This window comes from Enterococcus sp. 7F3_DIV0205 (assembly GCF_002141365.2).
Classification (GTDB): Bacteria; Bacillota; Bacilli; order Lactobacillales; family Enterococcaceae; genus Enterococcus_L; species Enterococcus_L palustris.
In genome coordinates, this window is the sequence record NZ_CP147244.1 from 502,002 (window position 1) to 524,207 (window position 22,206).

Consider the following 22,206-nt stretch of genomic DNA (forward strand, 5'->3'; position numbering starts at 1 on the left):
TATAAATATATGACGATTTTAACGGATAAAAAGGTTACGTGGCGTGAATATCAAAAACAACTGATTGCTCAATTGCCGAAATATAAGTCCAATCATTCTATTCATTTTGTTGCGCCACCTGGATCTGGTAAAACGTATTTAGGGATTGAAATCATTCGACAATTAGATAAAAAGACATTGATTTTAGTACCTTCTTTAGTGTTAAAACAGCAGTGGATTGATACGATTCAAACCATTTTCTTGAAAAACGCCTCTGATCAAGCAGCTATTTCTGATTCAATCGAAATAGTCAAAGAGATTACAATTGAGACTTATCAGACGATTTATAGTCGACTTACAAATGATCCAGAATTTTTGGCAAGAGAAAAAATCGATGTTTTAGTTCTAGATGAGGCACATCATTTGAAAAAAAGTTGGGGGGAAACGTTGCTAAATTTAAAAGCAGCTGTTCCACGATTACTCACGGTTTCGCTAACAGCAACACCTCCGTATGATGCTACCATACAAGAATGGACTCAATATCAGCTTTTAAACGGACCTATTGATGAAGAAATAAGCATTCCATCACTGATTAAAGAAGACGTATTGGCTCCTCATCAAGATTATTTGTATCTTGTTTCAGCACCAATCGGAATTGTTGACCAATATGAAACATTTATACAAAAACAAGCAGAAGTAGTGGAGAACATTGCAGCAAGTACTGAGATCGCTGATTATTTATTACAGCAACCATTTATTCAATACCCGAAAGCGCAAGAAGAATTTATTTATCAAGCATTCGATATTTATTTAAGTTCGTTGTTGTTTTTACAATTACATGGCTATCAGTTAGAAGAGGAACATTGGTTACTATTAGGAGTTACCAAGTCCCAAGGAGAGAAAGGTCAATTTCCAACTTTTGAGAAACAACACATGATTGATTTATTAGTCTATTTATATGAAAGTGCACCTGAGTTGTGCATTTTTGACTATTTAGAGAAAGAAGGTTGGGTTTCTCAAAAACAGCTACAACTATTCCCAGACTTTTCTGAAAGCTTATTAAGTCAGGCCCCAATCGAAAAAAAAGAAGCTATTTGTCGTATATTACTTTGCGAATATGAAAAATTAGGTAGCGAACTCTCAGTATTGGTATTAACAAATTTTATTAAGAAAGATGTTCTTTTGGGAAAAAATGGTGAATTGGAGTACGGATTGGTCCCGATATTCGATAGTTTAGTACCTTTTTTTAAAGAAGAATTAGGTGTAGCTGCGGTTTGCGGTGAATTCTTGATCATTCCTAAGAAACTAGCGGCTGATTTTTTTGAGGTCTCCATCAAGAGTAGTATTCATCCTTACTTTGAGGAGTACTGTGTCGTTTACCCTCATGAGCAAAAGCGTTCCACAGCTTTAAGTATTCTGACACGTTTAATTAGTGAAAGAGTCATTCAATTGCTGATTGGAACAAGCAGCCTTCTTGGCGAAGGATGGGATTGTCCAGAAATAAATACAGTTGTTTTAGCTAATCAGTCTGTTTCATTCGTCCAAACTCAACAATTAAGAGGACGTGGTTTACGAATCGATGGCTCAAATAAAACAACAAATATCTGGCATTTAGCTGTTGTGATTCCAGAACTAGAGTACGCCAAACAAATTGATGTAGGTCGAATCATGAAACGTATGGGATATGTATGCGGTCTAACGTTTGAAACCCAACCCAGTATTGAAAGCGGAATCGAACGCTTTAACTTATTAGATCTATGCTCGGGAAAAGAGATTGCTGTATATAATCGAGAAATGCTCTTTTGGAGTGGAGAGCGTAAACAATTAGCGCACCTTTGGAAATATGCGCTAGAAAAAGGGAGCCGCTTGACTATGCCGTTAATTGTTAGGAAAGATCCGCAATTAGGCCACAGAGAAACAAAGCCTTTTGTCGTCATGCAAAGTGTAACGGAAAATATAGGTCAAAAATCGCGGTATCATTGGATAGGGATAACAGCTTTATCTGTTGTAGGTATTTTATCTCAAATAGTTAATCCTCTTATGGGGAGCCTTATTTTAGGTCTAGATGGAGTCGCGATTGTATGTGTCATCAACAAGGAAAAAATCTCAAAAACGTATCTAGCTTATAATAAGAAAAAAATATGGAAAAAAGAAATGATGAATATCCGCTATTTAGCCTTGAGTGTAATTGAAACATTCATAAATCTTGGTTTAACTGAAGCTGATGCATTAAGTCGATTGATCATAGAAGAAGCAGATCAAGAATGTCGGTGTTTCATCGATCAAGCGAAGTATCAAGAAGAACACTTATTTCATACAGTGATGAAGGAAGTCCTTTCTGAGGTAAAAAATCCACGTTATTTCCTCTATACCAAGACTTCTAAAATTATAGGAGTTCCCGAATTGTTTGCACGAAACAAAAAATCAGCCGAGTTGTTTCAAAAGGCTATCAATCAGAATTTTTCAATAAAAAGTGAATTAATTTATTCTAGAAATGTAGAAGGTAGAAAGAAGCTTGTACAAGCAAAAATGTCAAAAACAAACTTAGTTCAAGATTTTTCTAAAAATGAAAGTATCCAAAAAAGTATTTGGGTATAAGATGATGATGGCTTAATCGATTGTCATTTTTCTAAAAAGCATTTAAACGAAACGGATAATCGTTTTGTTTAAATGCTTTTCATTTATTTTTCGTTCGGTTTTTACGTCCGTTTTCCAGTTTATTTATTTTTATATCGATAAATATAGAATAAAGGCGAATTATTGTGTATAATGATCCTTGTATTGTTATGGAAGGGGTATTGACTTTGTTTAAATTTGTTGTAAAAGGAACTGCATTTTCAAGTATTGATTCAAAAAATGTAAAAGTGTTTGATAACTCTCTGTTTTGTATTTCAGAGGAGGGGACGATTAGTAAGATTATTTCTTCGGAAGATAAAGAATATGAATCGACAATTCAAGAATATTCAGTAAAAAATAAGCTTCAGGAAGTAGGGAAAGACCAATTCATTTTACCAGGTTTTATTGATCTTCATATCCATGCACCCCAATGGGCACAAGCTGGAACGGCACTTGATTTGCCTTTATATGAATGGTTGAATACGTATACGTTTCCACTAGAAGCAAAATTTTCAGATGCTCAATTTGCAAATAAGGTGTATTCTGACCTAGTTTCGCAATTAATAAAAAATGGTACGACCACTGCGTTATATTTTGCAACGGTCCACCGAAAAAGTAGTTTGAGATTAGCAGAAATCTGCAGTGAAAAAGGTCAAAGAGGTTTAGTTGGTAAAGTTGTGATGGATGATCAAGAACAAAATCCTGAATATTATCGTGATGCAACAGCGGCTACAGCTCTAGCAGAAACAGAATTATTTATCCAAGAGGTATTAGAATTAAACAAGCAAACACCTCAGGGAGTGTATCCAGTTGTGACACCTCGCTTTATTCCAAGTTGTACAGATGATTCGCTAAAAGGATTGGGAGCATTAGCTGCTAAATATGATGTACACATTCAGTCTCATTGCAGTGAAAGTGACTGGGCGCACTCATTCGTTCAAGAACGCTTTGGGAAAAATGATGCATTTGCGCTAAATGATTTTGGGTTACTGACAGAAAAAGCGGTTATGGCTCATTGTGGTTTTCTAGCAGATGAGGATATGAGATTATTTTCTGAAAAAGGAACAGCTGTTGCTCATTGCCCTATTTCAAACGCCTACTTCGGTAATGCAGTGACGCCAGTAGCTAAATTAGTGAATGAATACCATGTAGAAACAGGTTTAGGAAGTGATATTTCAGGTGGTTTCTCACCTAGTTTGTTTGATAATATCAGACAAGCTGTGATATCTTCTCGAATGTTGGAAGATGGTGTTGATAAAAATTGCTGCAGTGAAAAGCGTGGTGTCTCAGGATCAAGTATTACCTTAAATGAAGCCTTTTATCTGGCGACAGCTGGCGGTGGCGAATCATTGAGTTTACCGATAGGGAAATTAGCTGTTGGTTATGCCTGGGATGTTCAAATTATCGACAGTAAAAAATTACCGATTTTTTCTGATAAGGAACCATTAATGGAGGTTTTCCAAAAGCTCCTCTACTTATCACGACCTGAAAGCATTGTTGAAGTATGGATTCAAGGGAAAAAAGTGCATGATCAAACTATAACGAAACAAGAGGTGCAGGAATAAAATGGCTGAAATCAATATGAAAAAATCAAAATTAACTGTTGGACCCAATGATTCTCTATCAATCGGACAATCCGCTCTTTTGGGGATTCAGCATGTTTTAGCAATGGATGTTTATGTCGTACCATTCATTATTGCATCAATTATTGGATTGACCACCAAAGAGTCTTCCGCATTGATTCAATCAACTTTTATTGCAGCAGGTATTGCAACTATTATTCAGTCTTATTTTTGTATGAAATTACCTGTAGCTCAAGGACCATCATTCATCCCGATTGGTGCTGTTGCAGGCATTTATTTTGCTAATAGTCAAGGCGGAAATGGTTGGGGAACTGTTTTAGGTGCTAGTCTGATTGGCGCAATTTTAGTTATTATTTTAGGCATGACTGGTATTTTTAATCGTTTGATCAAAGCTTTTGTGCCGCCAATTGTTGGGGGAACCATCATTTTCATTATCGGATTATCGTTGATGCCAGTTGCACTTAACGATAATGTTTTTAATGCAACAGGGGATTTAGGACAAAATATTTCATTGGCATTGATTGCTGCAGCTTCACTCGTTTTGTTTGCGATGATTGGGTCCCGCTTTTCTGGTAAAGGTCGTATTTTTCGAATTTCATCCGTTATTTTAGCTTTAGTTATTGGAAGTTTAGCAGCAAGATTTATGGGTATTCTTGATTTGTCTCCAGTTGGTAATGCATCATTCATTAGCATTCCTCAATTACCGTTCGTTGATTTTCAGTTTTCATTTGATTTGTCCTCGACAGTAACGATGATCATAATTTATGTTGTCCTTATGGCTGAAACAACAGGAACATGGTTTGCTGTCAGCAATGTTTGTGAACAACCTCTAACTGATGAAAATATTAATAGAGGTGTTGTTGGCGAGGGCATCGGATGTCTTATTTCATCACTTTTAGGTACAACGCCAGTTACTGGTTATTCAACAAATGCAGGGATTATTTCAATTACAGGCGTTGCAAGTAAGAAAGTATTCGTGGCAGCAGGCGCTTGGTTTGTTATTTTTGGTTTATCAGGTAAGTTATCAACGTTGATTTCTTCGATTCCTTCACCTGTGATCGGCGGTGTTTTTGTTATCGTTTGCGGAATTATTTCAATTAGTGGGATTAAAGTGATAAAAGAAGTTGAGATTAGTGAAAAGGAAATGTACGTGATTGCAATTCCAATGATTTTAACGCTTGCTTTAACATTGATACCAAAAGAGTTTATTCAATCATTACCACAATTTTTACAATATCTATTTGGTTCATCAGTCGCAACTGCCTCGATTGCAGCGATACTTTTAAATCGTCTACTACCAAACGAAAAAGCTGACGAACAAAGGGCCGAACAGAAGCAAATTACGGTAGTTTAATTAAACTGAAAAATAATTATTGGCTAAAACACGAACAATCATCATTGATAGTCTATATTTTTCGTCATTTACCTTTGACTTTTACAAATGAATAGTGTAAATTAGCATAGGTATTCGAAAATGCGAACTATTATCTGTTTAATGTTCGTGTTTTTGCGTGTTTTTAATTGAACTTACTAGGAGGCAATACAGTATGAAAGTTTTTGATTACGAAGATGTCCAGTTGATTCCAAACAAATGTATCGTGAACAGCCGTTCTGAATGTGATACAGTGGTGAAATTAGGTAAGCATACCTTTAAAATGCCAGTCGTTCCTGCGAATATGCAGACGATTATTGATGAAGATATTGCGGAGTTTTTAGCAAAAAATGATTATTTTTATATTATGCATCGTTTTGATGAGAAGGCCCGAATTCCATTTATTGAAAAAATGAATGCTAAAGGCTTGATTACGTCTATCAGTGTAGGGGTCAAAGAAGCAGAATATGGATTTGTAGAAGAATTGGCTGAACGCAATTTAGTTCCTGATTATGTCACTATCGACATTGCGCATGGTCATTCAAATGCTGTAATCAATATGATCCAGCATCTTAAAAAACATTTACCAGACACCTTTGTTATCGCTGGAAATGTGGGAACTCCTGAAGCTGTTCGTGAATTAGAAAATGCTGGAGCAGATGCGACGAAAGTTGGAATTGGTCCAGGAAAAGTATGTATTACAAAAATTAAAACGGGATTTGGAACTGGTGGTTGGCAATTGGCTGCATTACGATGGTGCGCAAAAGCTGCCAGAAAACCAATTATTGCAGATGGTGGAATTCGTACCCCTGGAGATGTTGCGAAATCAGTTCGTTTTGGTGCAACTATGGTGATGATCGGTTCTCTATTTGCAGGACATGAAGAATCTCCTGGTGAAACAAAAGTCGAAAACGGTATTGTCTATAAAGAATACTTCGGCAGTGCTTCTGAATTTCAAAAAGGTGAAAAGAAAAATGTTGAAGGTAAAAAGATTTGGATTCAACATAAAGGAAGCTTAGCAGATACATTAGTGGAAATGCAGCAAGATTTACAATCTTCGATTTCTTATGCTGGAGGTCGTGATCTTGAAGCAATTCGTAAAGTAGATTACGTGATCGTGAAAAACTCTATTTTCAATGGCGATACAATTTAATCAAAACAAAAAAGGAGCGTATCGTGCGCTTCTTTTTTATTTTAATGATTTTTACTTTACCTGTCGTAGTAATCGTGTTATGATAATTACAACGACAGACGTAGTACGTTAGGCGGAGTAATCGGAGGTGTTTCAATGATCGGCAGTGATGCAATAAGAGGCTACAATGACACGTTCATTCTATCTGTATTACAGGAAGGTGATTCATATGGGTACGCCATATCTAAGAGAATCACTGAGATTTCTGAAAACAATTATTCAATTAAAGAAACGACTTTGTACTCAGCTTTTAATCGTTTAGAAAAAAATGGCTTTATCGAATCATTTCCTGGACAAATCACACATGGGAAAAAAAGAACGTACTATAAAATAACACCATCTGGGAAAACGTATTTAGAAGAAAAGATAGCAGAGTGGATACTGACTAAAAGAGTCGTAGAGCGTTTTATTAAGGAGGAAAAATAATGAAAACTATTCAAGACTATATCGAAAGTTTGTTCTTAGGCATAGCAGAAACCGATCAAACAAAACAATTAAAAGAGGACTTACTAGCAAGTGCAGAAGATCGCTATGAAGACTTAAAGAAACAAGGAAAATCTGAAAATGAAGCAATCGGAGCAGTGATTTCAGAGTTTGGATCGATCGATGAACTAGTTGAGGAAATGAATATCAAGCAAGATTTTATGGATGAAAGAGGGTATGAACTAAACGAGATTACGATAAACGAGTCAGTTGATTACCTAAAGATCCACCACAGAGCAGCAACGTTGATAGGCTTAGGTGTGACAATCATTATGTTAGGTGTTGCGGCCTTTTTCGCTAGTATGGCATTGTATGGTGAAATGATTGCAGAAGGATTTGGGTTACTATTTATTTTTCTGGGCGCAGCAGTGGGTGTTCCATTGTTCATTATTGCAGGAACGAGTATAGCGAATACGAACAAGAAATTAGATGATCGCTTTATTCCGATTCAAGTGAAAAATGAAATAAAAAAAAGAAAAGATGCGTTTCAGCGTTCCTTTATTTTTTGCATGGTAGCTGGAGTCGTGTTATGTATTTTAGCTGTAATTCCTGTTGTCTTTTTTACAACCGTCTATGAAGAAGAGTTTTTCGGCATTGCTTGCTTATTATTATTAGCTTCATTTGGTGTTTTTTTCTTTATTTTTGGTGGAGTTATCATGGGAAGCTTTACTAAAATGCTGGAACAGACATATTTCATTTCGGATGAAGGGGAGTTAGGACCTCGCGCAAAAGCAGAACGCGACAGTAAAAGACCAGCGTGGTTGCTAACGCTTGAAAAGATTTATTGGCCAATCATTGTTGCCATATTTTTATTACAAGGATTTTTGTTTGGCAATTGGGGCACAAACTGGTCGATTTTTCCTGTAGCGGGAATTGCGTTTTGGGTGATAGAAAGTATTTTTAGTAAAAATAAATAAAAAAAGGATACCACTTATCTTGATTGCTTTACAAGATGAGCGGTGTCCTTTTTATAAATACTAAAATGATTGTCTTGAAAAAATAATCGCCATTGCTTTTTTTAATGGAAAATAAACAAGCGTTACGATAACGATAGTGGTAGCAACATTAATGAAAGTTGCAGGCAGTTTAGATAATGCACTTGCAAAAGAAACAGTCAAATCAGCACCAGCGAGTAGTCCCATTACAGTATTTTTCAACTGAGTCATGATAACCTTTGCGATTCCTGTAACGATTGCAACAACAATGACTTTCCAAACCGTATCAATACGTTGATGGAAAAATAAAATCATTAAGGCAGCCGCACCACCTACAATAAAACTTTCTAGAATGAAGTAGGGCGCTTCAGCGGCAAAACCATTTAAAATATCAAATATAGCAAAACCTAAACCGCCAGCCAGAGCGCCTTTCTTGTAGCCAATCAAAAGTACAGCTAACAATAAAACTGAATTGCCTAAATGGGCAAATGCCCCAGTTGGCATAGGAATTTTGATCATTGTGCCAAGAACAGTCAAAGCAGCAAATAAGCCAACTAATACAATAGAAGTAGTTGAATTTTGTTTATTCATTCTATCACTCCTTACTTTTCTGTCATTCGATCTTGTGCATGATTGTATGCTCCATGCCAAACATGACCAAGGAAAGGATTGATTTTTTGTCCATTTTTAATCGCTTCGGATACGAATTTTTTAGCCAAAGCAACAGCTTCAACTACCGAATAGCCCTTTGCTAGACCAGCGGTGACAGCCGCGGCAAACGTGCAACCTGCTCCGTGATTGTAATCAGTTGGGAATAGCTCGTTTTCAAAAATCGTAAAATCAGTCCCATCATAGAAAAGATCGACTGCTTTATCTAGTTTCAAACGGTGTCCGCCTTTGATCACAACATTTTTAGGACCTAAGTCAATAATTTTTTTAGCAGCTTCCTTCATGTGATCAATAGAGGTTAAATCACCCATTCCAGATAAAATGCCCGCTTCTACTAAATTTGGTGTAGTGATCGTTGCTTTTGGTAAGAGTAAACGAGTCATTGCTGCAACATTTTCAGGTTGTAGTAATTCACTTGTTCCTTTACAAGCCATTACAGGATCGATCACAATATTATTCATAGCAAATTTATCAATATAAGTTCGTGTAATTTCGATTGCTTTTATAGTACCAAGCATTCCTGTTTTCATAGCATCAAGAGCGCCACCTGCAAAAATAGTCTTTAATTGTTTTTCTACTAAATCAGGCTCTATCGGTGTAACGCTATGACTCCAACCTTCATCAGGATCCATCGTCACAATACTTGTTAAAGCTGAAAAACCAAATGTTCCATATTCTTCAAACGTCTTCAAATCCGCTTGAATTCCTGCGCCGCCACTAGAATCAGAACCAGCCACTGTTAATACTTTTTTTATCATCGTCCAACCTCTATTCAGAAATATTTTGATATATGTATTGTAAAACAAACATTAGTTGACAAAAACAGCCAATTGGGTTATTTTCAGGTCATCCAATTGCTGCGAAACACAAAGAGCGAAGCGATTTGATGTTGAGCAGTACAAGACGACCAAAGGGAGAGTTGTTCCTTTGTATGAAACACAAAGAGCGAAGCGATTTGATGTTGAGCAGTACAAGACGACCAAAGGGAGAGTTGTTCCTTTGTATGAAACACAAAGAGCGAAGCGATTTGATGTTGAGCAGTACAAGACGACCAAAGGGAGAGTTGTTCCTTTGTATGAAACACAAAGAGCGAAGCGATTTGATGTTGAGCAGTACAAGACGACCAAAGGGAGAGTTGTTCCTTTGTATGAAACACAAAGAGCGGAACGATTTGATCTGACAGGGCAACTGCAAGGAGAGTTGAACCTTAAATTAATTTAGGAGGCAAAAAAATGTGGTCATTAAAAAAAGAAAAAGGTGTTCCAGTATACGTAAGTATTATTGAATTAATTCTGTCTTACATAAAAAAAGGGGATCTTTTACCTGGTGAGCGCTTACCCTCAGAGCGTAAATTAGCCACTTATTTTCAAGTGAATCGCTCTACTGTGGTTCATGCATTAGACGAGCTTGTTGCTTTAGGCTGGATCATTCGAAAACAAGGAAGTGGAACAATTGTCAATGAAGGGAAATGGGGAATCAGTACCACACCTAGAACAGATTGGCGTCGCTATCTTGAACAAAATGCTTTTGCCAAAGTTAATCCTTATACAGAACAAATAGAGAGCATGATCAAACAAGTGGATAACGATGCTCTAGATTTATATACAGGAGAGTTGCCGCTGGATTTGATTCCAAGTTTTTCATTTCCGCCATTAACATGGAAACATTTTTTAGAAGAAGAACAACAAGATGACTTAGGCTATTTCCCTCTAAGACAATCAATAAGCCGTGAAACTGAGAAAGAGTATGGTTTTTCACTATTGCCGGAAAGTCTTTTGATCACGTCAGGCGCCCAACAAGCTTTATTTTTGATTTTGCAAGTTTTGTTACAATCTGGCGATAGTGTAGCAATCGAAGATCCCTCTTTTTTGTATGCCCTTCCTATTTTTCAGGCAGCAGGCATCCGTCTCTATGGTGTGAAAATGAATCAAGAAGGGATCTGTCTGGAGTCGCTGGAAAAAATGATTCGCCAACATCGTATCAAAATGGTCATGGTCAATCCCTCTTTTCAAAATCCTACAGGGAGGACGATGTCGATGGCACGGCGAAAAGGATTGATTAAACTATGTCAAAAGTATCAAATTCCGATTTTAGAAGATGATGTTTTTGCCAAGCTGAATTTTGTTTCTTCAGATCAAATCCAGCCACTAAAAAAATTAGATCCCGAAAATGTCTTATATATCGGTTCACTTTCAAAAATCCTTGGTTCAACGACTAAGATCGGATGGTTAAGCGCACCGACTTCAGTAAATCAACAATTAGCAGAAGCTAGGAAGATGATGGATTTTTCTTTAAGTATATTTCCGCAATTATTAGCGAATTTAGCTTTAACAGACAACGACTTTTCAAACAAAATATCTCATTTAAAGAAAAACGTAGAACAAAGAGGGAACACAGTTTTCGAAGTGTTAAACCAGATGGATGAATGGGATGTACGCATGCCGCAAGGCGGCTTTTATATATGGGCAAGATGGAAAAAAGGGAATTTGCGTCAAAAAGATTGGGCTGTATTTTTACAAGAAGGATTGTTGGTTGCGCCAAGCTTCTTTTTTAGTGAAAAGCAAGACAGTATCCGAATCAATTTTACTAGAGTTGATCATGAAAACTTGCCGATATTCAAAGCAAAATTAGTAGCGGTCACAAAAAAAATTGCTTTTGGTTCTTCAACATTATGATAAAATAGAAGCAAATGGAGGGGACTAGTATGAACAAAACAATTGAGATTTTGAAGAATCGACGCAGTTATCGTGATTTTGACGAGAATCATGTTGTGTCGAAAGAAGAATTGCAGGTGATTTTAGAGGCTGCTCGGCAAGCACCAAGTTGGATGAATGGACAGTTTTATAGCATCATTGTAATTCAAGATAAAAAGCTGCGGGAGCAATTGGTTCAGTGGAATCCAGGCAATCCTCATATGTTGAAAAGTTCTGTTTTTCTATTATTTGTTGGGGATCTGCACCGCACGAAAATGGTCAGTGAAGTACATGGAAGTTCGTATTCGCTTGATGAGAGTATCGAACCTATTATTTTAGCTACGACAGATGCGGCTTTGGCACTTGAAAATGCAGTGATTGCTTCTGAAAGTCTAGGTTTGGGTTCTGTTGTTGTTGGCAGCATTCGGAAATATGGAAAAGAAATCAGCCAGTTGCTTGAATTACCTGAATACACCTTTCCATTATTTGGTTTAAGTGTTGGAAAACCAATTGTTGAGATGGAAGTCAAACCACGTTTACCAGAAAGTGCTGTTATTCATTACGATAAATATCATCCTTACAGTTATCTTTTAATTGAACAATATAACCAAACTATGGAAGATTTTGGTGAAGCTAGAGAAACGAAAGCGTGGAGTCAAAAGTTTGCTGATTATTTTGCTACTGCGCCGTCAATGGTCACAGACCAATTATTGCAATTACAAAAGCTAATGAAATAAATAGTTGAAGCGCCTATCTTTTTTAGGCATTACTTTCCTCAAAAGCTTTGGAATGATATACTTACTAGTGGGTAAGAAAACAAATGAAAAAAGAGGTGCTAACATGTCTTGGGAACAAGTCTATGAACAGTGGATAAATGAAGAAAATATACCAGAAAATTTAAAAAAAGAATTAAAAGATTTAAAAGAAGATCCAGAAAAATGTGAAGATGCTTTTTATGCGCCGCTAGAGTTTGGAACTGCTGGCATGCGTGGGATTTTAGGTGCTGGGATCAATCGAATGAATGTTTTTACGATTCGTCAGGCTACTGAAGGTTTAGCTCGTTTTATGGATGCTGAAGGGATTGAAACCAAACGCCGCGGTGTTGCGATTGCCTATGACTCTCGCCATATGTCACCTGAGTTTGCTATGGAAGCGGCAAAAACATTAGCGAAGCACGACATTCCAGCATTTGTTTTTGAAAGTTTACGGCCGACGCCTGAATTGTCTTTTGCTGTTCGCTATTTAAATGCATTTTCAGGGATCATGATCACTGCATCCCACAATCCGGCGGCTTACAACGGTTATAAAGTATACGGTGCGGATGGTGGTCAGATGCCTCCGGCAGATGCGGATGCACTAACGAAATACGTGCGTGAAGTTGAGAATCCTTTAAAAGTTGAGGTTTTATCAGATGACCAAGCTAAAGAGAGCGATTTGATTACGATTATTGGTGAAGAAGTTGATACAGCTTATTTGAAAGAAGTTAAGACTGTTACAATTAATCAAGAGCTGATCAGCGAAATGGGGAAAGAATTAAAACTAGTTTACACACCATTACATGGGACTGGGAAAATGCTAGGTGAAAAAGCTTTGAAACAAGCTGGCTTTGAAAAATTTGTACTGGTTCCGGAACAAGCGATTGCGGATCCTGATTTTACAACTGTCAAATCACCAAATCCAGAAGAACATTCGGCTTTTGAATATGCTATTCGTTTAGGTGAAAAAGAAGATGCCGATTTATTGATCGCAACAGATCCTGATGCCGATCGATTAGGTGCTGCTGTTCGATTGCCTAACGGGAATTACCAAGTATTGACTGGTAACCAATTAGGATCGATCATGATTCAATATATTTTAGAAGCGCACAAACAGGCGGGGACACTACCAGAAAACGCAGTTGTCTTGAAATCGATCGTATCTAGCGAATTAGCTACGGCGATCACAGCGAAATATCAAACCAAAATGGTAGATGTTTTGACAGGATTTAAATTTATTGCAGAAAAAATCGAACAATATGAAGAGGACCATTCTCAAACATTTATGTTTGGGTTTGAAGAAAGTTATGGTTATTTAGTAAAAGCCTTCGTTCGAGATAAAGATGCGATCCAAGCACTTGTTTTATTAGCGGAAGTTGCAGCGTTTTACAAGAAGCAAGGAAAAACTTTATACGACGGCTTGCAAGATATTTTTAAAGAGTACGGTTATTTTGAAGAAAAAACAATTTCTGTAACATTGAGTGGAATTGAAGGTAGCGAAAAAATCAAAGCCTTAATGACAAAATTCCGTGAAGAAGCACCCGTTTCATTTGCTGATATCAAAGTAACGCAAACAGAAGATTTCAAAGAATTAACTCGTACATCAGCTGATGGGAAAGTCGAAACATTAACAACCCCTCCATCAGATGTGCTAAAATACTTTTTGGAAGACGGTAGCTGGATCGCAATTCGTCCATCTGGAACTGAACCTAAGATCAAGTTTTATTTAGCAACAAAAGCTACTTCTCAAGAAGAGGCAGATCAGAAAATCAAGAATTTTGAACAAGCAGTCAATGCGTTAACAAAATAACATGATCGGGACTGGAAAAACTTGACTGAAAGTTTGTTTCAGTCTCTTCATTTGTAAAAAAATAGAAGGAGTGATAGATATGAATATTGGTTTTATTGGCGCTGGTCATATGGGCAGTGCGATGATTGAAGGGCTTTTAAAAGCGGAAGTTGTGACAACTGAAAATTTATTTGTAAAAGGTGGCTCAAGTGGCACTGCTGAATTACTTCAAGAAAAATTTGGCTTTCAGTTGATCAAAGAATATGAAGCCTTAGAAAATTGCCAAGTTATTTTTATTGCTACAGGAGCTAAAATCGTTTTAGAGATTTTAAAACAAGCAGCTCCGCATATGTCAAAAGATACCATTCTTATTTCCGTTGCGACAGGACATACAGTGGAAGAGGCACAAGCTGTGTTAGGAAAAGAAGTTCACGTTGTCCATGCTATTCCCAATACACCTGTTAGTGTCAATGCTGGAATGATTGGTGCTGTTTTTGCAAATGAGATGCCTGTTGCGTCAAAGAATGAAGCAGTTCGTATATTGGAGTCGTTAGGAAAAGTCGAAGAAGTTAGCGAAAATCTTTTAGGTACATTTGGTACTGTTGCAGGTTGTAGCCCAGCATTTGTTGATATATTTATGGAAGCTTTAGCAGATGGCGCAGTGTTAGAGGGCATGCCTCGTGCTCTTTCTTACGAAATTATCGCTCAGATGATGTTAGGGTCGGCAAAACTAGCGATTGAAACGAAAAAACATCCTGGAGAATTAAAAGACGGAGTAACATCTCCTGGTGGTAGTACGATCAAAGGAGTTACGGCTCTGGAGAAAAATGGATTTAGATATGCTGTAATTGATGCAGTTAAACAAGCGAATAGCTAAATGGAATAAACTATGAAAGACAAGTGGGACATTCTTTTGCCCTAGTTGTCTTTTTTTATTAAAAACGAAAGAAAAAATCTGACCTCTTTTGAAAAAAGTTTGCTATAATAAGCAAGAGGAAATGATGAAAGGAAGCTCAGCGATGAAAGAAATAGATGAGATTCAAAAAGTAAGTCAGTTATATAAAGTGTTGAGTGATCCAACAAGGTTACGAATTTTACTTTTGTTGAAGCAAGGAGAATTAAACGTAACAGCGATTGGAGAAAAACTTTCGATGGAACAATCTGCTGTCTCCCATCAATTGAAATTATTACGAGATAGTCACGTGGTAAGATCTAGACGTGAAGGCAAAACAATCTACTATACATTAGATGATCATCATGTTATCGATATTCTTAATCAGACATTTGAACATATCAAACACCAATAACTCACCTTTTCTAGGATTCCCATGGGAAATTCAAAGAAAAGGGTAGTTTTTTTTACGTCAGTTGGGTATACTAGAAACATGTTTTATTAGAAGAAAATGAAATGTTTCTAATTTTATAGTTGGAGGAAGAAGAATGAAGGAAAAACTGAAAATTGGTTTGCTTGGACTTGGTACAGTCGGATCTGGTGTACCAACAATTTTACAAGAACATCAGGAAAAAATTTCACAAGTGACAGGGATGGAAGTGACAATTTCAAAAGCGTTAGTACGTGATGAAGAAGAAAAAAGAAACCTGGCCGAGAAATTTGATATTCAACTCACAACAAACATTGAGGATATCATTGATGATGATGAAATCAAAATAATTGTGGAATTGATAGGAAAAGTAGAACCAGCAAAAACCTTCATTACCAAAGCACTAGAAAATGGTAAGCATATCGTCACTGCCAATAAAGATCTTTTAGCACAACATGGTAGTGAATTAGTTGCTCTAGCTCAACAAAATCATTGTGATTTATATTATGAAGCAAGTGTTGCAGGCGGTATCCCTATTTTACGAACGATTGCCAATAGTTTAGCTGCTGATAATATCCAAAAAGTGTTAGGGATCGTAAATGGAACGACGAACTATATGCTGACACAAATGGTTTCTGAGAAGAAATCCTATGAGCAAGCATTAAGTGAAGCACAACAATTAGGATTTGCTGAGTCTGATCCGACGAATGATGTCGATGGTATTGATGCAGCGTATAAGATGGTGATTTTAAGTCAGTTTGCTTTCGGGATGAATATTAGACTAGATCAGGTCGATACACGTGGTATTCGTGGTTTGTCTTTGGATGATGTTGAAATGGCTGCTCAATTAGGCTATGAAGTCAAGTTGATAGGTTCCTCTGAAAATCAAGAGGGGAGTATCGCTGTCGAAGTTGGACCAATGCTTGTGGCGAAATCTCATCCGATTGCATCAGTTCGTAACGAATTCAATGCTGTATTCATTGAAAGTTCAGGTGTTGGTGAGTCAATGTATTACGGCCCAGGAGCTGGTGCCAAACCAACTGCAACAAGTGTAGTCAGTGATATTATCACGATTGCTAAAAATATTCGTTTAGGCACAACTGGACATATGTTCAACGCCTACCAACACGACACGAAATTGGCATCAGATCAATCAGTTTCTGGAAAATATTATTTCTCAATTGAAGTTCCTGATCGTCGCGGTCAAATTTTGAAATTGACACAGATAATGACAGAAGCAAATGTTAGCTTTGATCAATTAGTTCAGCAGAAATCTGATGGTACTAGAGCCAGAATCGTTGCAATCACACATACCATTACAAAAGAGCAAATGAAACAAGTGACAAAAGAGATCGAAACAACAGACGAATTTGAATTATTAAATACATTTAAAGTATTGGAGGACTAAAACATGTACGAAGGACTAATCAAACAATACAAGGAATACCTACCAGTTACGGATAAAACGCCAATGATTTCATTAGCAGAAGGAAATACTCCCTTGATTCCATTGCACAGTCTATCAAAAGAACTAGGAATCAATTTATGTGGTAAATACGAAGGACTGAACCCAACAGGCTCATTTAAAGATCGAGGAATGGTTATGGCTGTTGCTAAAGCCGTTGAGGAAGGTGCCAAAGCAATTGTTTGTGCCTCAACTGGAAATACAAGCGCGGCAGCAGCAGCGTATGCCACAAGAGCGGGGATCAAAGCATATGTTGTGATTCCAGATGGAAAAATCGCAATGGGTAAACTAGCGCAAGCAATCATTTATGGAGCAGACATCATCTCGATTCCAGGAAATTTCGATGAAGCGCTAAAAGCTGTGCGAGATATCGCCAAAACAGAAGCCGTAGCATTAGTGAATTCTGTAAATCCTTATCGTTTAGAAGGTCAAAAAACAGCCGCTTTTGAAGTTTGCGAGCAACTTGGGCAAGCGCCTGATGTATTAGCTATACCAGTTGGAAACGCAGGGAATATCTCAGCGTATTGGAAAGGATTCAAAGAATGGCATGACAAAAAAGGCACACTTTTACCGAGAATGCATGGATTTGAAGCTGAAGGAGCTGCTGCTATCGTCAAAGGTGAAGTAATCGAACAACCTGAAACAATTGCTACAGCGATCCGTATCGGAAATCCAGCAAGTTGGAAATTAGCCGAAGCTGCTCGTGATGAGTCTAAAGGGCATATTGATTCTGTGACAGATGAAGAAATACTAAATGCTTACCGCAAAGTCGCTGCACAAGATGGTGTGTTTATTGAACCTGGATCAGCAGCCTCTTTAGCTGGGGTAATTCAACATGTTAAAAATGGGAAAATCAAACAAGGTGAGACAGTAGTGGCTGTTTTCACTGGAAATGGTCTAAAAGACCCTGATACTGCAATCAATGCGACGGATGTGAAAATCTCTAAAATGAGTGACTTAGAAGAAATGCGGATGCATTTACGTAATGGAGTGTCAGAACTATGAAAATAAGAATCCCCGCAACCAGTGCAAATCTAGGTCCGGGTTTTGATTCCTGTGGTATTGCTTTGTCACAGTATCTTAATATCGAAGTATTGGAGAATGCTGAAGAGTGGAAGATTGTGCATACACTAGGCTCTGATATCCCAAGTGATGCAACGAATTTATTGATTCAGACAGCACTAAAAATAGCCCCTGATCTTTCACCAAAAGTGTTGAAAATGACGTCAGATATTCCTTTAGCTCGAGGTTTGGGCAGTAGCTCTAGCGTAATCGTCGGTGGGATTGAACTTGCTAATCGTTTAGGGAATTTGAACTTATCTCAAAAACAAAAGGTACAGATAGCCACTGAGATGGAGGGGCACCCTGATAATGTAGCGCCTGCCATTTGTGGTGATTTTGTTGTAGCAAGTTACGTTGATGGTGAAGTCTACTCTGTTAAGCATCATTTTCCAATGTGTGATGTGATCGCTTATATTCCTAATGTGCATCTATTGACGTCTGAAAGTCGCAGTGTCTTGCCAACTTCTATCCCTTATAAAGAAGCAGTACAAGCAAGCTCAATCGCAAATGTAATGATTGCTGCGATTTTGAATGGCAACTTACCATTGGCTGGGTTAATGATGGAAAAAGATCGTTGGCATGAAGCTTACCGAAAAAAGTTAGTTCCGCATTTAGACCAAATTCGAGCAATTGGTCATGAAGTTGGAGCTTATGGAGCATTTTTAAGCGGAGCAGGACCGACCGTTTTGATTTTATCTCCAGAAGAAAAAACAGATCAAATGGTTCAGAAATTAGAAAAATTATCCCTGCCAGCTACTATCAATGTGCTGTCGATAGATCAAGAAGGGATTCAAGTATTTTAAAAAAACTAAGAACAGTTTAGAGAAAACAATCTCACTGTTCTTAGTTTTTTTGTGATTAAGCTTCAGGTGATTCTGTTGCGTAGTAGCTATGGTCTTCTAAATTCAAAGCATTTAAAATCATCGAAGCGGTCTCTTCAATCGATAAGGAAGCCACATTAATAACAACACAACCCAATTTTTCATATAAATCGTTAGCAAAAGCTAGTTCTTTTCTAATTTTTTCAATATCTGAGTAAGATGTATCTGCAGGCAATCCGTACGTTCTCATGCGTTCTTTTCGAATCCCGTTCAAGATATCTGGATCATTCGTCAATCCTACGATTTTTTTAGGATTTGTTTCCCATAATTGTTTAGGCAAATGAGCTTCTGGAATCAAAGGCAAATTCGCAACTTTCAAATTTTTATTTGCTAAAAATAAGCTAAGTGGTGTCTTGGATGTTCTAGAAACACCAAGTAACAGTACATCGGCTTCTAAGAACCCTCTGGGATCTTTACCATCGTCATATTTCACAGCAAATTCCATTGCTTCGATCCGTTTAAAATAATTTTCATTCAGATGATGAAGGGCCCCCGCTTCTCTAGTAGGAGCGATTCCGGTTAATCGCTCAATTTCCGCTACTGGAGGTGTTAGTATATCAAAATGATATAAATTGTGTTCTTCAAAAAAATCATTTGCAATTTTTACTAGTCGCTCATTAACGATTGTATGTAAAACCATAGCATTTTCTCGTTTTGCATCTTCTAGTGCTTTTCTAAGTTTATCTTCTTCTTTAGCGAATGTTCGTCTAAATAATGAAAAATCCACAGTAGGGTATTGAGCCATGGAAGCTGCAGCTAATTTTGAAGCAGTTTCACCTGCTGAGTCGGAAATAACAAAAATCGTCACACATTTTTTTGGTTCATTTGTCGTCATAATATGATTCCTCTCTTGCTTTTTTTATAAATTTATTATACCATACCTTCATAAATCTTATTCGTAATGATTCTGATTTAAGAAGTGGAGGTTAAAAAATGAAGCAATCAAATTCCAAAGTAGAACAATCACTTGCAGTGATGAAAGAACATGGATTGAAATATACAAAAAAAAGAGAAGCGATGATCACCTATTTGATCAGAAGAAATCGCTATATATCAGCAAGAGAAGTTTATGAGTTTATGAACCAAGAATATAAGGGAGTAAGTTACGATACCATTTATCGAAATTTACATGATTTTGAAACGTTGGACTTATTGGAAACAACTGATTTAAATGGAGAAAAAAAATTTCGTTTTCACTGTTGTCAAGAAGTAGGGCATCATCATCATTTTATATGTACCGTTTGCGGGAAAACAAAAGAAATTCATATGTGTCCGATGGATTTTTTTAAAGAACAATTAAGCGGATGTGAAATAGAAGGACATCGATTTGAAATTTTTGGTCGATGTGAGGAGTGTAAATGATCGTTTTTTTTAGAAAAAATCATGAATATTGCATATGTGTGTAAAACTTTACTCATTTTGGCACTTTTTTATGCATTTTTTCAATACAAAGGTTGACGTTAAAATAACCATTCGATATAATGTAAAAAGAACGGTATTTTATTTATGTTGAATAATTCATAAATATAAAAAACGGTTACTTTTTAAGCTCGGAGGGAGGGAATTAACATGTCAAAAACTGTCGTTCGTAAAAACGAATCTCTTGACGATGCTCTTCGTCGCTTCAAACGTTCCGTTTCAAAAGCGGGTACTTTACAAGAATCTCGTAAACGTGAATTCTACGAAAAACCAAGTGTAAAGCGTAAGAAAAAATCTGAAGCAGCTAGAAAACGTAAAAAATTCTAGTTTTCGATGAATTGGAGTGGGTTGTATGTCATTACTAACAACATTGAATGACGACATCAAAACAGCAATGAAGTCAAAGGATAAAGATACTTTATCTGTACTTCGTATGTTGAAAGCAGCCATTCAAAATGAGCAGATTAAAACTAGCCGTGATTTGGACGGAGAAGAAGAGTTAACAGTTTTATCTCGCGAGATGAAACAACGCAGAGACTCTTTATCAGAGTTTGAAAAAGCGGGACGTGACGATCTTGCTGACAAAGTAAAAATCGAAATCACAATTGTTGAAAAATATATGCCAAAACAACTTTCTGAAGAAGAAATTCGTCAGATTGTTCTGACGGCAATTGATCAGACCGGTGCATCTTCGCCAAAAGAATTTGGTAAAGTGATGAGTGCTGTTATGCCTGAAGTCAAAGGGAAAGCAGACGGCAATCAGGTCAATGCAATTGTAAAAGAATTACTACAAGAGAATTAGTCAAAACGAAAAACCAACGGAAATCCGTTGGTTTTTTTGTTTTAGAAAATAAATAGAGGCGGTAATAGAAAAACAAGGAGTTAAGATTTTATGAATTAAATAGAATGATCCGTTAGTTTTGACTCGCTCTCTTTTTAATAAATAAATATTATGGTATGATTGTATGGAATGAAAAAATAAAGGAGATGGGCGTTTTTTGACAGAGAATCAATCAATATCGTTAGAATTGAAATTAAATGATTCTGATGATGTGAGTATGCTTTTAGGAACCCATGACAAACATATAAAATTTTTAGAAGAAAATACTGCTGTAACGATCAACACTCGTGGTGAGACGATTCAATTGTTGGGCGAAGAGTCAGAAGTTCAATTGATTGCATCTGTTCTACGTACATTACAAGTGTTGATTCAACGGGGAATCAAAATTAGTACGCCTGATGTTGTGTCCGCTTTGAAAATGGCAAGAAGCGGTGATTTAGAGAGCTTTGTAACAATGTATGAAGAAGAGATTCTCAAAGATCATCATGGTAGAGCAATCAGAATCAAGAACATTGGTCAAAAGAGATATATTGATGCGGTACGCAAGCGCGACATTATCTTTGGGATTGGCCCTGCTGGAACAGGGAAAACTTTTTTAGCAGTAGTAATGGCTGTTTCAGCGCTAAAAAAAGGAGAAGTTCAAAAAATCATTTTGACTCGTCCTGCTGTTGAAGCTGGAGAGAGTTTAGGTTTTTTGCCAGGGGATCTAAAAGAAAAAGTCGATCCATATCTACGACCAGTCTATGATGCGTTATATCAAGTTTTTGGTATGGATCATACCAACCGTTTAATGGAACGTGGAGTGATTGAGATCGCACCATTAGCTTACATGAGGGGACGAACTCTGGATGATGCTTTCGTTATCCTCGATGAAGCACAAAATACAACCGTGGCTCAAATGAAAATGTTTTTGACAAGGCTCGGTTTTAACTCAAGAATGATTGTCAATGGCGACACAAGTCAAATCGATTTGCCTAAAGGCGTAGCCAGCGGTTTGATTCATGCAGAAAAGACGTTACAATCGATTGACAAAATTGCTTTTGTTCATTTTGATGCTAGTGATGTTGTAAGACATCCAGTAGTTGCTCAAATCATTCGAGCATATGAAAAAGAAAGTCAAAAATAGATTTAGAACCGCGGAAAGGAGTGA

At 37.0% G+C, this 22,206-nt stretch carries 22 protein-coding genes; 19 read left to right on the plus strand and 3 right to left on the minus strand.

Annotated features, from left to right (window positions below; genetic code table 11):
• Nucleotides 1-9 precede the first annotated feature (9 nt).
• The 6 genes from A5821_RS02335 to A5821_RS02360 all read left to right on the plus strand — a co-directional run bounded on the left by A5821_RS02335 (nucleotide 10) and on the right by A5821_RS02360 (nucleotide 8,142).
• On the plus strand, nucleotides 10-2,577 hold the full coding sequence (locus A5821_RS02335) for a DEAD/DEAH box helicase family protein (protein ID WP_086312902.1): 2,568 nt from the start codon (nucleotides 10-12) through the stop codon (nucleotides 2,575-2,577).
• A 206-nt stretch (nucleotides 2,578-2,783) separates the two neighbouring features.
• Nucleotides 2,784-4,160: a guanine deaminase gene (gene guaD / locus A5821_RS02340; protein WP_170922938.1), complete on the plus strand. Its 1,377-nt coding sequence runs from the start codon at nucleotides 2,784-2,786 to the stop codon at nucleotides 4,158-4,160.
• 1 nt (nucleotide 4,161) lies between these two features.
• The gene (locus A5821_RS02345; protein WP_086312903.1) at nucleotides 4,162-5,532 is read left to right on the plus strand and encodes a uracil-xanthine permease family protein; all 1,371 of its coding nucleotides are present in this window, start codon (nucleotides 4,162-4,164) and stop codon (nucleotides 5,530-5,532) included.
• 193 nt (nucleotides 5,533-5,725) lie between these two features.
• A complete protein-coding gene (gene guaC, locus A5821_RS02350; RefSeq protein WP_086312904.1) occupies nucleotides 5,726-6,703 on the plus strand; it encodes a GMP reductase in 978 nt (325 codons plus the stop codon).
• A 135-nt stretch (nucleotides 6,704-6,838) separates the two neighbouring features.
• The gene (locus A5821_RS02355; RefSeq protein ID WP_086312905.1) at nucleotides 6,839-7,168 is read left to right on the plus strand and encodes a PadR family transcriptional regulator; all 330 of its coding nucleotides are present in this window, start codon (nucleotides 6,839-6,841) and stop codon (nucleotides 7,166-7,168) included.
• Nucleotides 7,168-8,142 (plus strand): permease prefix domain 1-containing protein, encoded by a 975-nt coding sequence (locus A5821_RS02360; RefSeq protein ID WP_086312906.1) that lies wholly within the window; start codon nucleotides 7,168-7,170, stop codon nucleotides 8,140-8,142. The genes A5821_RS02355 and A5821_RS02360 overlap by 1 nt, the downstream gene beginning before the upstream one ends.
• Nucleotides 8,143-8,202: 60 nt before the next feature.
• Here A5821_RS02360 and A5821_RS02365 read toward each other — a convergent pair whose 3' ends face one another.
• Nucleotides 8,203-8,751 (minus strand): ECF transporter S component, encoded by a 549-nt coding sequence (locus A5821_RS02365; RefSeq protein WP_086312907.1) that lies wholly within the window; start codon nucleotides 8,749-8,751, stop codon nucleotides 8,203-8,205.
• Nucleotides 8,752-8,762: 11 nt separating this feature from the next.
• On the minus strand, nucleotides 8,763-9,587 hold the full coding sequence (gene thiD / locus A5821_RS02370; protein WP_086312908.1) for a bifunctional hydroxymethylpyrimidine kinase/phosphomethylpyrimidine kinase: 825 nt from the start codon (nucleotides 9,585-9,587) through the stop codon (nucleotides 8,763-8,765).
• Nucleotides 9,588-9,756: 169 nt separating this feature from the next.
• Between thiD and A5821_RS02375 the strand changes: the two genes are divergently transcribed.
• The 9 genes from A5821_RS02375 (at nucleotide 9,757) to thrB (ending at nucleotide 18,718) form a co-directional block, all read left to right on the plus strand.
• On the plus strand, nucleotides 9,757-10,050 hold the full coding sequence (locus A5821_RS02375) for a hypothetical protein (protein ID WP_339098945.1): 294 nt from the start codon (nucleotides 9,757-9,759) through the stop codon (nucleotides 10,048-10,050).
• An 11-nt stretch (nucleotides 10,051-10,061) separates the two neighbouring features.
• The gene (locus tag A5821_RS02380; protein ID WP_086312909.1) at nucleotides 10,062-11,504 is read left to right on the plus strand and encodes a PLP-dependent aminotransferase family protein; all 1,443 of its coding nucleotides are present in this window, start codon (nucleotides 10,062-10,064) and stop codon (nucleotides 11,502-11,504) included.
• A 29-nt stretch (nucleotides 11,505-11,533) separates the two neighbouring features.
• The gene (locus A5821_RS02385) at nucleotides 11,534-12,259 is read left to right on the plus strand and encodes a nitroreductase family protein (RefSeq protein WP_086312910.1); all 726 of its coding nucleotides are present in this window, start codon (nucleotides 11,534-11,536) and stop codon (nucleotides 12,257-12,259) included.
• Between the two features lie 103 nt (nucleotides 12,260-12,362).
• A complete protein-coding gene (locus A5821_RS02390) occupies nucleotides 12,363-14,087 on the plus strand; it encodes a phospho-sugar mutase (protein WP_086312911.1) in 1,725 nt (574 codons plus the stop codon).
• A gap of 79 nt (nucleotides 14,088-14,166) precedes the next feature.
• Nucleotides 14,167-14,943, plus strand: a complete 777-nt coding sequence (gene proC / locus A5821_RS02395; protein WP_086312912.1) for a pyrroline-5-carboxylate reductase — start codon at nucleotides 14,167-14,169, stop codon at nucleotides 14,941-14,943.
• Between the two features lie 142 nt (nucleotides 14,944-15,085).
• A complete protein-coding gene (locus A5821_RS02400; protein WP_086314291.1) occupies nucleotides 15,086-15,373 on the plus strand; it encodes an ArsR/SmtB family transcription factor in 288 nt (95 codons plus the stop codon).
• 133 nt (nucleotides 15,374-15,506) lie between these two features.
• Nucleotides 15,507-16,796 carry a homoserine dehydrogenase gene (locus A5821_RS02405; protein WP_086312913.1) on the plus strand — a complete coding sequence of 430 codons (1,290 nt, stop codon included), beginning with the start codon at nucleotides 15,507-15,509 and terminating at the stop codon, nucleotides 16,794-16,796.
• Between the two features lie 3 nt (nucleotides 16,797-16,799).
• Nucleotides 16,800-17,858 carry a threonine synthase gene (gene thrC / locus A5821_RS02410; RefSeq protein WP_086312914.1) on the plus strand — a complete coding sequence of 353 codons (1,059 nt, stop codon included), beginning with the start codon at nucleotides 16,800-16,802 and terminating at the stop codon, nucleotides 17,856-17,858.
• On the plus strand, nucleotides 17,855-18,718 hold the full coding sequence (gene thrB, locus A5821_RS02415; RefSeq protein ID WP_086312915.1) for a homoserine kinase: 864 nt from the start codon (nucleotides 17,855-17,857) through the stop codon (nucleotides 18,716-18,718). Before thrC ends, thrB begins: the two co-directional genes overlap by 4 nt.
• 55 nt (nucleotides 18,719-18,773) lie before the next feature.
• Here the strand turns inward: thrB and A5821_RS02420 are convergent, their stop codons facing one another.
• Nucleotides 18,774-19,631, minus strand: coding sequence for a pyruvate, water dikinase regulatory protein (locus A5821_RS02420; RefSeq protein ID WP_170922940.1), 858 nt, complete (start codon nucleotides 19,629-19,631; stop codon nucleotides 18,774-18,776).
• A gap of 98 nt (nucleotides 19,632-19,729) precedes the next feature.
• Between A5821_RS02420 and A5821_RS02425 the strand changes: the two genes are divergently transcribed.
• The 4 genes from A5821_RS02425 to A5821_RS02440 all read left to right on the plus strand — a co-directional run bounded on the left by A5821_RS02425 (nucleotide 19,730) and on the right by A5821_RS02440 (nucleotide 22,182).
• Entirely contained in the window at nucleotides 19,730-20,158 is a 429-nt protein-coding gene (locus tag A5821_RS02425; RefSeq protein ID WP_086312916.1) for a Fur family transcriptional regulator, read from the plus strand.
• Nucleotides 20,159-20,365: 207 nt separating this feature from the next.
• Nucleotides 20,366-20,542: a 30S ribosomal protein S21 gene (gene rpsU / locus A5821_RS02430; protein WP_002356740.1), complete on the plus strand. Its 177-nt coding sequence runs from the start codon at nucleotides 20,366-20,368 to the stop codon at nucleotides 20,540-20,542.
• 25 nt (nucleotides 20,543-20,567) lie between these two features.
• The gene (locus tag A5821_RS02435; RefSeq protein ID WP_086312917.1) at nucleotides 20,568-21,017 is read left to right on the plus strand and encodes a GatB/YqeY domain-containing protein; all 450 of its coding nucleotides are present in this window, start codon (nucleotides 20,568-20,570) and stop codon (nucleotides 21,015-21,017) included.
• A 196-nt stretch (nucleotides 21,018-21,213) separates the two neighbouring features.
• A complete protein-coding gene (locus A5821_RS02440; protein ID WP_086312918.1) occupies nucleotides 21,214-22,182 on the plus strand; it encodes a PhoH family protein in 969 nt (322 codons plus the stop codon).
• The last annotated feature ends 24 nt before the right edge of the window (nucleotides 22,183-22,206 follow it).

Coding starts and splice junctions, on each gene's coding strand:
- A5821_RS02335 (WP_086312902.1), top strand. CDS start 10: ATGACGATTTTAACGGATAAAAAGGTTACGTGGCGTGAATATCAAAAA.
- A5821_RS02345 (WP_086312903.1), top strand. CDS start 4,162: ATGGCTGAAATCAATATGAAAAAATCAAAATTAACTGTTGGACCCAAT.
- guaC (WP_086312904.1), top strand. CDS start 5,726: ATGAAAGTTTTTGATTACGAAGATGTCCAGTTGATTCCAAACAAATGT.
- A5821_RS02355 (WP_086312905.1), top strand. CDS start 6,839: ATGATCGGCAGTGATGCAATAAGAGGCTACAATGACACGTTCATTCTA.
- A5821_RS02360 (WP_086312906.1), top strand. CDS start 7,168: ATGAAAACTATTCAAGACTATATCGAAAGTTTGTTCTTAGGCATAGCA.
- A5821_RS02365 (WP_086312907.1), bottom strand. CDS start 8,751: ATGAATAAACAAAATTCAACTACTTCTATTGTATTAGTTGGCTTATTT.
- thiD (WP_086312908.1), bottom strand. CDS start 9,587: ATGATAAAAAAAGTATTAACAGTGGCTGGTTCTGATTCTAGTGGCGGC.
- A5821_RS02380 (WP_086312909.1), top strand. CDS start 10,062: ATGTGGTCATTAAAAAAAGAAAAAGGTGTTCCAGTATACGTAAGTATT.
- A5821_RS02385 (WP_086312910.1), top strand. CDS start 11,534: ATGAACAAAACAATTGAGATTTTGAAGAATCGACGCAGTTATCGTGAT.
- A5821_RS02390 (WP_086312911.1), top strand. CDS start 12,363: ATGTCTTGGGAACAAGTCTATGAACAGTGGATAAATGAAGAAAATATA.
- proC (WP_086312912.1), top strand. CDS start 14,167: ATGAATATTGGTTTTATTGGCGCTGGTCATATGGGCAGTGCGATGATT.
- A5821_RS02400 (WP_086314291.1), top strand. CDS start 15,086: ATGAAAGAAATAGATGAGATTCAAAAAGTAAGTCAGTTATATAAAGTG.
- A5821_RS02405 (WP_086312913.1), top strand. CDS start 15,507: ATGAAGGAAAAACTGAAAATTGGTTTGCTTGGACTTGGTACAGTCGGA.
- thrC (WP_086312914.1), top strand. CDS start 16,800: ATGTACGAAGGACTAATCAAACAATACAAGGAATACCTACCAGTTACG.
- thrB (WP_086312915.1), top strand. CDS start 17,855: ATGAAAATAAGAATCCCCGCAACCAGTGCAAATCTAGGTCCGGGTTTT.
- A5821_RS02420 (WP_170922940.1), bottom strand. CDS start 19,631: ATGACGACAAATGAACCAAAAAAATGTGTGACGATTTTTGTTATTTCC.
- A5821_RS02425 (WP_086312916.1), top strand. CDS start 19,730: ATGAAGCAATCAAATTCCAAAGTAGAACAATCACTTGCAGTGATGAAA.
- rpsU (WP_002356740.1), top strand. CDS start 20,366: ATGTCAAAAACTGTCGTTCGTAAAAACGAATCTCTTGACGATGCTCTT.
- A5821_RS02435 (WP_086312917.1), top strand. CDS start 20,568: ATGTCATTACTAACAACATTGAATGACGACATCAAAACAGCAATGAAG.